The organism is Nonomuraea sp. NPDC001684 (assembly GCF_053596515.1).
The window spans coordinates 23,584-32,381 of the sequence record NZ_JBSFGJ010000059.1; the positions used below are offsets into that span (position 1 = coordinate 23,584).

Annotated in this window: 7 protein-coding genes; all 7 read left to right on the forward strand. The window is 68.9% G+C overall.

Annotated elements, in window-relative coordinates; translation table 11 throughout:
* The first annotated feature begins 47 nt into the window (after nucleotides 1–47).
* Nucleotides 48–416, forward strand: coding sequence for a hypothetical protein (locus ACWCSD_RS14435; protein WP_352327059.1), 369 nt, complete (start codon nucleotides 48–50; stop codon nucleotides 414–416).
* Entirely contained in the window at nucleotides 413–1,543 is a 1,131-nt protein-coding gene (locus ACWCSD_RS14440) for a GNAT family N-acetyltransferase (RefSeq protein WP_449915156.1), read from the forward strand. Before ACWCSD_RS14435 ends, ACWCSD_RS14440 begins: the two co-directional genes overlap by 4 nt.
* Before the next feature lie 150 nt (nucleotides 1,544–1,693).
* Nucleotides 1,694–2,527: a glycosyltransferase family 2 protein gene (locus tag ACWCSD_RS14445; RefSeq protein WP_357978338.1), complete on the forward strand. Its 834-nt coding sequence runs from the start codon at nucleotides 1,694–1,696 to the stop codon at nucleotides 2,525–2,527.
* Nucleotides 2,528–2,538: 11 nt separating this feature from the next.
* Entirely contained in the window at nucleotides 2,539–3,480 is a 942-nt protein-coding gene (locus ACWCSD_RS14450) for a glycosyltransferase family 2 protein (RefSeq protein WP_358288006.1), read from the forward strand.
* A complete protein-coding gene (locus ACWCSD_RS14455; protein WP_352351953.1) occupies nucleotides 3,477–4,280 on the forward strand; it encodes a polysaccharide deacetylase family protein in 804 nt (267 codons plus the stop codon). The genes ACWCSD_RS14450 and ACWCSD_RS14455 overlap by 4 nt, the downstream gene beginning before the upstream one ends.
* A complete protein-coding gene (locus ACWCSD_RS14460; RefSeq protein ID WP_397165984.1) occupies nucleotides 4,273–5,589 on the forward strand; it encodes a lipopolysaccharide biosynthesis protein in 1,317 nt (438 codons plus the stop codon). Before ACWCSD_RS14455 ends, ACWCSD_RS14460 begins: the two co-directional genes overlap by 8 nt.
* Before the next feature lie 1,040 nt (nucleotides 5,590–6,629).
* Nucleotides 6,630–8,798, forward strand: a 2,169-nt coding sequence (locus tag ACWCSD_RS14465) for a hypothetical protein (RefSeq protein ID WP_449915162.1), incomplete at its 3' end; no start/stop codon positions are given.

Genomic DNA, 8,798 nt, shown 5'->3' on the forward strand with positions numbered 1-8,798 from the left:
ATCGATCAACCATGTCTTGACCAGAAAGAGCAGGAGAGAAACAGGAGATGCTCAAGCACCGCAGAGCGCTGGCATGGCTGCTGGCGCTCGCCTGCATAGCGGGGGCCGTGGTCGCGCTGTTCGACCTCGACACCCCGCTGCGCCCGTTCTTGATCTCCCTGTTCCTCATGGTGGTGCCGGGGGCGGCGGTGGTGGGACTGTTGCGCGATCGTGACCCCCTTGCCGCACTATCAGTAGGAGCCGCGGCCAGCCTCGTCCTGAACGTGCTCCTCGCCGAAGCCATGCTGCTGTTCAACGCATGGTCGCCCAGGGCCGGCGTGGCGACGGTCGCCGTGCTCGGCGGGTTCATGTACGTGCTTCGCGTGTTGTACCGGGGGAAGAACATGCAGACCGAACAGGGGGCCAGGGCAAGGTGAACATCCAGGTAGTGCGGCCGAGAGACCTCGGCGACTCCGAACGCGCCCGATGGCGCGAGCTCCAGAAGGCCGATCCGAGTCTGGACAACCCGTTCCTGTCCGTCGAGTTCGCCGTGGCGATGGACCGCTTGCGTGACTACGTGAGGGTGGCGGTCATCTCCGACGGCAACCGCATCGCCGGGTTCTTCCCGTACGAGCGGCACAGCTTCGGCATCGGCAAGCCGCTGGGCGGCTTCCTCACCACCTGCCACGGCCTGGTCGCCGTCCCCGACCTGCACCTCGACGCCAAGCAGCTGCTGCGCGCCTGCAAGCTCAGCGTGTTCGACTTCGACCACCTGGTCGCCGGCCAGCCGACGTTCGCCCCGTACGAGGCCGACGTGCGCCCGGCCCCCGTGATGGATTTCACCTCCGGCTTCGACTCCTGGCTGGAGCAGGTCAAGGCCAACTCCCCCAAGAACCTCAAGACCGTCCGCTACAAGGAGCGCAAGTTCGGCCGCGAGCAGGGCGGGCTGCGCTTCGAGTGGAACGCCACCGACCCCGAGGTCCTGCGCACGCTGCTGGCCTGGAAGTCCGACCAGTACCGGCGCACCGGCCGGGTCGACCGGTTCGCCCAGCCCTGGATCGTCGAACTCATCGACATGATGCATGCCGAGAAGTCATCGGACTTCTCCGGCATCCTCACCATGCTTTATGCCGGGGACGTGCCTGTCGCCGGGCATTTCGGTCTCCGTACGGCCACGACGCTTGTAGGGTGGTTCCCCGCCTACGACACCGAGTACGCCCGTTACTCGCCTGGCATCGTTCACCATCTGCAGATGGCCGAGGCCGCCGCGAACGACGGGATGCACATGGTCGACATGGGCAAAGGCGGCAAAGAGTACAAAGACTGGCTCAAGAGCGGGGTCCTGTACGTTGCCGAGGGCCGCATCTCACGACCGTCCGCGACAGCGGCCGTCCACTGGATGGGCCGAACTCCTTTCAACAAAGCTCGAACAATCGTCTTGGATCGACCGTCTCTTTATAAGGCGGCCGACCGCGTCCTCAAGGGCTTTGGTCGGGTGCGCACCTCGATGCAGCAGCAGCAGGAGTCACCCAATGTAGTCAAGGAACCAACGGGAGCCGGCTGAACGCTCCCGGCACCACCCCCCGGCACCAGCACACACCCTCACTCCACAGGACCCAACAATGCACCGCTCGTCGGCTCCGCCATTCCCGCAGCACCCGGGGATGACTCCGTGCGGTGAGCAGGGCCGGGTCCCGGAAGGATATCCCTCGCCATGAGTCCCGAGATCACCAAGCACAACGGCAAGGTCCAGAAGTCGCCCTTGCGTTCCATGCCGCCCCCTTCGAGCTTCACGCCCGTCACCCCTCACCTGGCCATTTCCCCTACGGTGAGCGTGGTCGTCCCGGCGATGAACGAGGCCGAGAACCTGCCGCACGTCTTCGCGACGATCCCCCAGTGGGTCGACGAGATCGTGCTCGTCGACGGCAACTCCGTCGACGACACCGTCGAGGTCGCCAAGCGCCTGCGACCCAACGTGAAGATCGTCACGCAGACCGGCAAGGGCAAGGGCGACGCCCTGTCCGCCGGCTTCGCCGCGTGCACCAGCGACATCATCGTCATGATCGACGCCGACGGCTCGACGGACGGCCGCGAGATCATCTCGTTCGTGGGCGCCCTCGTGACCGGGGCCGACTTCGTCAAGGGCTCGCGCTACGCCGCCGGCGGCGGCAGCGACGACCTGACGCTCAACCGGCGCCTGGGAAACAAGGTCCTCACCGGCATCGTCAACGTGATGTACAAGACCAGCTACACCGACCTGTGCTACGGCTACAACGCGTTCTGGGCGCGTCACCTCGACGTGCTCGACCTCGACTGCGACGGCTTCGAGGTCGAGACCCTGATGAACGTGCGGGCGGCCAAGGCCGGGCTGAAGGTGCACGAGGTGCCCAGCCACGAGCGCAACCGCATTCACGGCGAGAGCAACCTGCGTGCCGTACGAGATGGCTTCCGTGTGCTCAAGACGATCCTGAAGGAGTGGCGCCGCCAGCCCTCCGCCCCTCAGCCTGAGCCCACCGCCACTCCCGCCGCTGACCGAGGCGTCGCGTAAGAGGAACCGTTGTGAACACGTCTGTTGTCATCTGCGTCTACACAGAAGAGCGCTGGGAGGACATCAGGCAGGCAGTCGAGTCGGTCGAGAACCAGAGCCGCCCGGCACACGAGCTGATCCTGGTGGTCGACCACAATCCGGACCTGCACCTGAAGCTCAAGCGCGCCTATCCACAGGCCATCGTGGTGGAGAACACGCACGAGCAGGGGCTGTCCGGCGGCAAGAACACCGGCGTGGCCACGGCCACCGGTGAGATCGTCGCGTTTCTCGACGACGACGCGGTCGCCGACGCGGGGTGGCTGGAGGCTTTGGAGGAGGGCTTCCAGGAATCCGGTGTGGTGGGCGTGGGCGGGCGTACCGACCCCTTGTGGGCGTCGAAGCGCCGGCCCCGCTGGTTCCCGTACGAGTTCGACTGGACGGTCGGGTGCACGTACCGCGGCATGCCCGCGGTACGCGCGCCGATCCGCAACGTCATGGGCGGCAACGCCGCCTTCCTGCGCGAGGTCGTCGCCGAGGTCGGCGGCTTCCACAGCGGCATCGGCCGCAGCGTGCAGGGCCGCAAGTCGCGCCCGCTGGGCTGCGAGGAGACCGAGTTCTGCATCAGGCTGAGTCAGCGCAAGCCGGGCTCGGTCATGCTGTTCGAGCCCCGCGCGGTCATCGGGCACAAGGTGTCCAGGCAGCGCGAGGGCTTCGCCTACTTCAGGTCCAGGTGCTACGCGGAGGGCCTGTCGAAGGCCCTGGTCACGCGGGAGGTCGGCACCCAGGACGGCCTGGCCAGCGAGCGCGCCCACGCCATGAAGACGCTGCCGCTCGGCGCGCTGCGCGGCGTGGGCGACGCCCTGCGCGGCGATCCGTCCGGGCTCGGCAGGGCCGCCGCGATCGTCGTCGGCCTGGCCTGGACGACCTGGGGTTACGTGGTCGGCACGGCAAGGCTGAAGGTGGCACGCTCATGATCCGCATTCCGATCCTGATGTACCACTCGGTCAGCGACAGCCCCAACGACGAGACGCGGCCGCACGCCGTGCGGCCGTCCGACCTGGCCGAGCAGCTCGCCTACCTGTCGGAGAGCGGGTTCACCCCGCTCACGCTGGGCGACCTGGTGGCCGCGCTGAACAAGATCGACGGCCGTACGGTGCCGGCGAAGCCGATCGTCCTGACCTTCGACGACGGCTACGCCGACTTCCACAGCCAGGCGCTGCCCCTGCTCGACCGCTACAACTTCCCGGCCACGGTCTTCCTGACCAGCGGCTGGGTGGCCGACGCCGGCAAGGACGCCGCGGGCCGTCCGCTCGACGACATGCTGTCGTGGGGCCAGGCCCGCGAGGCCGCCCAGAACGGCATCGAGATCGGCGGCCACAGCCACAGCCACCCGCAGCTCGACCAGCTCCGCACCGACGACCTGCGGCAGGAGCTGCGCAGGAACAAGGGCCTGCTGGAGGAGAAGATCGGCGCGCCGGTCGCCACCATGGCCTACCCCTATGGCTACTCCAGCGCCCGGGTCCGCCACGAGGTGCGCAAGGCCGGCTACTTCGCCGCCTGCGCCGTGAGCAACACCATCGCGGCCGACCGCCACGACATGCTCGCCATCCCCCGGCTGACGGTCGGCAAGCCGACGACCATCAGCATGTTCAAGCGCGCCGTCGAAGGCAACGCCGTACCTCTCATCTACCTGCGCGAACGCATCCTCACCAAGGGGTACGCGGTCGTCCGGCGGACGAGGTACGGGCTGCAGCGGGTGCGCGGAAATGTCTAGCCTGCGGGAAAAGATCCTCCGCGACCTCAGCAATCCGCTCTTCCGCCAGGGTTACGCCCTGATGGCCAACACGGTCGTCACCGGCACCCTAGGCATGGGCTACTGGCTGCTCGCGGCGCACTTCTACACCCCCGAGGAGTTCGGGCGCGGCCAGGCGGTGATCACCGCGATGCGGCTGTTCGCGTCGCTGACCGCGCTCGGCTTCGTGGGGGCGCTGGCCCGCTTCCTGCCGGTGGCCGGGCGGCGCACGCCCGAGCTCATCCTGCGCGGCTACGGCCTGGCCGCCGCCACGGGCGGGGTCGCGGCGCTCGGCTTCCTGCTGACGCTGCCGCTGTGGGGGAAGACGTACTCGGTGCTGGCCGGATTCGGGCCGGGGCTGTTCTTCCTGGCCTCGGTGCTGGTGTGGGCCGTCTTCACGCTCCAGGACGTCGTGCTCACCGGGTTGCGCAAGGCCACCTGGGTGCCGGTCAACAACCTGGTGTTCGGCCTGGTCAAGATGGGCCTGCTGGTCGCGCTGGCCGGCGCGCTGCCCGACGGCGGCATCTTCGTCTCGTGGATGATCCCCACCGCCCTCGCGCTGATCCCGGTCAACTGGCTGATCTTCGGCGTCGTCGTGCCCCGGCACGTCAAGAGCCTCGGCGCCGCCCACGAGCCGCCCGGCCTGCGGCAGATCGGCCGGTTCCTGGCCGGTGACTTCCCCGGCACCCTGTCGATCCTGGCGATCGTCTACCTGGTGCCCGTGGTGGTGGCGACCAAGGTGGGCGAGGCCACGTTCGGGCGCTTCTCGATGGCCCACACGCTGGCCAGCATGATCGAGCTGCTGGCCATGAACATGGCGGTGTCGCTGACGGTCGAGGGGTCGTTCGACCGTTCCAAACTGGCCCTGAACTGCCGGCGGGCGCTGCGGCGCGGCTTCATGATCGTGACTCCGATCATCGCGGTGGCGATCATCGGGGCGCCGCTGATCCTGACCGTCTTCGGCGCCGAGTTCGCCGACGAGGGGTCCACGCTGCTGCGGCTGATGGCGCTGGCCGTGCTGCCGCGGGTGCTGATCGAGGTGTACCTGAGCGCGTTGCGGGCGCAGAGCCACGCGCGCACGCTGGCGATCGTGCAGATCGGGCTGGCGGTGCTGGTGCTGGTGTCCACGGTGGCCCTTTTCCCGCACTTCGGGGTGAACGCCGTGGGTTACGGACTGCTCTTCAGCGAGCTGCTGGTGGCACTTCTGATCTTCGGAAATCTACGCAAAATACTCAATTTTGGTGAAACTGGGCAGCCGACTGTCACTCAGGGGTCGTCCGGGGCCGCATGATGGTCAACGTGAGGCAACGGGACGGCGATGGCATGACTAAGGGGAAGACCGGCTCCTCCGACGTTCGCAAGGACGCCGGGGAGGAGACAGAGACGCCCTTCGATCCGGAGGCCACGGGGGTGATCCCGCGGCTGACGTTCGACGACGGCCAAGGGGGCGCTCCGGCGTCCCCGCCGGCGTCGGACGAGGAGGCGCCTGAGGCGTCCGGCTCCCCGGCGGAGGTGAACGCCGAGACGACGACGGCCTTCCGCGTCCCCGGAACCGTGCACATCGGCCACCCTCCCACGACAGACCAGCCCGCTTCCGGGCCTTCGCAGGCGTTCGCGGAGCGTGACGGCGCGGCCCAGCCGAAGACGGCGGGGCCCAACGCGTTCACCGCCAGGGCACCCCACGCCCCGGCCGAGCCGTCCGGCACCGAGAAGCCCGCGGCTTCGGACGCGAAGAGCTCACCGACCGCCGGGACCATGCCGATGCCCGCGGCGGAGTCTCCCCAGGCTCCCGCCTCCGGGGCTGCCAAGGGCGGCTCCTCCACGACCGCTGACAGCGGCGACAGCCCCTCGAAGAGCTCCGCGACACCCCAAGGTGCGGGAAGTGGCCCGAAGGGCTCCGGCTCGGCTGGAGCGGGTGCTGCGGGATCGGCCGGGTCGCCCGCGGCAGGGCCTGCTCGTTCCGGGGCCTCCTCCGACGCGGGTGGCGCCTCGCCGAACGGGGAGGCGGGCCCTGGCCGTACCGGGGTCGCCGACGCGGGGAACGCAGGCGCATCCGGCGCGGACGCCGCCCGTGCTGCCGGCTCCGGCGCCATGGGCGCCGGTGCGTCTGGTGTGTCCCGTTCTCAGGGCAGCCGGCCCGAGGGCCCTGCCGCCAGGGGTTCCCAGGCGGGCCGTCCTGATGGGGCTGCCGTCGATGGTGAGAGTGACGGCAGGACCGTTGCCTTCCGGGCGCCTGTTTCCCGGACGGCCGATGCCGGTGCCGTCGCGGCGTCCGGGGTCGGGGCTCCGGTGGTCGAGCGGGCTCCGGCGGCTCCTGGTGACGGACAGGCCGTGGGCGGCCCGCTGGGCGGCGAAGGCGCGCCCGTGGCCGCGGGGCAGAAGGGCCGGACCGCCGGCGGGCGGGTCGGGGCGCTGGTCGCCAGCGCGCCCAAGTGGCTGCCCATCGTCCTCGTGCTTGAGGGCCTGCTCATGTACATCCTCGCCCTGCGCGTGCCCCCGGGCCCGCTGTGGGGAGTGGACCCGGAGAACATCAACGGCCTGGGCCTGATCTCGGCGCTGCCGGCGACCGCGTTCGTCGCCCTGCTGATCATGATCGTGTCGTTCTTCGTCACGGTCGCCCAGAGCACCGACCGCAAGTTCCTGCTGCTGTTCCAGATCGCCGCCATCACGTTCGCCCTGCACGGCGCGGGCGCCCTGGTGGCCACCGAGCCGCGCTTCCCCACGGCGTACATCCACGCCGGTTTCGTGGAGTTCATCTCCAGGACGGGCGAGACGGCGATCAGCATCGACGCCCGCATGGGCTGGCCGGGTTTCTTCGCGTTGTTCGCGTTCGTCACCAAGGCCGCCGGCATCACCGACATGACGACGATCCTGCAGTGGACGCCGCTCCTGTCGAACCTGCTCTACCTGCTCCCGTTCGTCCTGATCCTGCGCCAGGTGGTCGCGACGACGCGGGCCCGCTGGTTCGCGGCGCTGCTGTTCATCCTCGTGCAGTGGATCGGACAGGACTACTTCTCGCCGCAGGGGTTCACCTTCGCCCTGTATCTGGCGTTCGTGGCGATCCTGTTGCGCTGGTTCGGACGGGTGGAGCCGCGCACCAAGCCGATCCCGCCCAAGGGGCTGCGCAAGCTGCTGGGCAGGCTCGACGCCATGACGCCCGGCGAGATCGTGAACACCGGCACCTACCGGGCCGACAAGCTGCTGATGCTGCTGATGCTGCTGGCGTTGTTCTTCGCGTCGGTGGCCTCGCACCAGATCACGCCGTTCATGATGCTCGGCGTGGTGACCGCGTTCCTGATCTTCAAGCGGACCTCGCTGACCTGGGCGCTGCCGTTCTTCCTCGGTCTCGTGACGCTGGCGTGGATCAGCTACATGACGGTCGGGTTCTGGGCGGGCCAGATCGACGCGATCTTCGGCGGCCTGGGCAAGATCCTGCAGAACATCGGCAGCGCCACCTCCGACCGCGTCGAGGGCAGCGACCCGGCGCACGCGCTGGTGCTGCAGGCGCGGCTCGGCATCCTCGGGGTCATCCTCTCGCTGGCGGCGGCCGGGCTGTTCCGGCGGCTGCGCCGCGGGGTGTTCGACCGGTCCGCGCTGATCCTGCTGTGCGTGCCGGTGCTGGCGCTGGGGCTGCAGAGCTACGGCGGCGAGATCGGGCTGCGCATCTACATGTTCGCGCTGCCCGGCTCCTGCCTGCTGGCCGCCTACGCGTTCTTCCCGAACATGCCGGCCGACAGCGCGGACGTGCGCGAGGAGACCGTGCCGCTGCGCAGGCGGAACGTGCGTTTCAACCCCGAGCTGACCAGGAAGATCTCGGTCGTGCTCGCGGCCTGCTTCGCGGTGCTGTTCGCCTTCGCGTTCCTGCTGGCCCGGTACGGCAACGAGAAGTTCGAACGGGTCACCACCGGCGAGGTCGCCGCCCTGCACTACGTCTACGACCACGACAAGCCGAGCGCCAAGGTGCTCTACCTGGTGCCCAAGGAGGGCCCGGAAGTCACGCCGACCCTGCCGTGGGGCGAGCGGGACGTCGAGCTGGTCAACTTCGGCGTCCAGGCGCGGGTGCACAAGGACCCGACCCAGATCTCCGACGCGGTGGCCAAGCTGAAGGAGCAGCCGCGCAACTCGTACCTGATGGTGAGCCGCGGACAGGTCAGCTACCTGCAGCTCAACGAGGGCTTCCCGGAGGACTGGGGACAGCGGTTCCGGGCCGCGCTGGACGCCTCGCCCGACCTGAAGAAGGTCTTCTCCAACGACGACGCCGCGCTCTACACCTGGAAGAAGTTCGTGAAGGGCACGGAGATCCCCGATCCCAACCCCTACAAGGGACGTGGCGACCCCACCTCGCCGTGGACGCCCGTCGGCATCGGGGCGCTGGTCGTGACGTGGGTGGCGCTGTTCGGCTACGAGGTCATCCGGCTGAACGGGCCGAACCGGGCACGACGGGCGCGCAGAGGGCTGATGTTCCTGGCCATCCCGTCGTTCTTGATCTCAATAGCAGTG

Excerpts from the sequence above, each read along its gene's own strand:
- ACWCSD_RS14445 (WP_357978338.1), top strand. The coding sequence starts at position 1,694 with ATGAGTCCCGAGATCACCAAGCACAACGGCAAGGTCCAGAAGTCGCCC.
- ACWCSD_RS14455 (WP_352351953.1), top strand. The coding sequence starts at position 3,477 with ATGATCCGCATTCCGATCCTGATGTACCACTCGGTCAGCGACAGCCCC.
- ACWCSD_RS14460 (WP_397165984.1), top strand. The coding sequence starts at position 4,273 with ATGTCTAGCCTGCGGGAAAAGATCCTCCGCGACCTCAGCAATCCGCTC.
- ACWCSD_RS14435 (WP_352327059.1), top strand. The coding sequence starts at position 48 with ATGCTCAAGCACCGCAGAGCGCTGGCATGGCTGCTGGCGCTCGCCTGC.